1 protein-coding gene is annotated in these 261 nt (G+C 70.1%); it reads right to left on the bottom strand.

The window, feature by feature from the left end; all coding sequences use genetic code 11:
* The coding region (locus A5481_RS35605; RefSeq protein WP_245298694.1) for a chloride channel protein at positions 1-261 on the bottom strand (261 nt) is incomplete at both ends.

The following is a 261-nucleotide window of genomic DNA, read 5'->3' as shown; positions in this document are numbered from 1 at the left end:
GCGAAGGAGTAGCCGAAGGTCTTGCGCACGGTGAGCGAGGAGGCGATCACGGCGACCAGCACCAGGCCGGCGATGGGAAAGTCGCCCGTCACCTCGAGCGCCAGGAAGGTCATCGTCATCGGCCCGCCGATCACCGCGACGGCGAGCGCGCTCATCCCCACCACCGCGTAGGTCGCCGGCGGCAGCACCATGGCGACGAGGGGCGGGGCGAGCATCACGAAGATCTTGCCGGCGAGCGCCCCGAGGAACAGCGAGGCGAAG

This window comes from Methylobacterium platani (assembly GCF_001653715.1).
GTDB lineage: Bacteria > Pseudomonadota > Alphaproteobacteria > Rhizobiales > Beijerinckiaceae > Methylobacterium > Methylobacterium platani.
The sequence above is the reverse complement of the archived record's forward strand: the minus strand, read 5'-3'. Positions and strand labels throughout refer to the sequence as shown.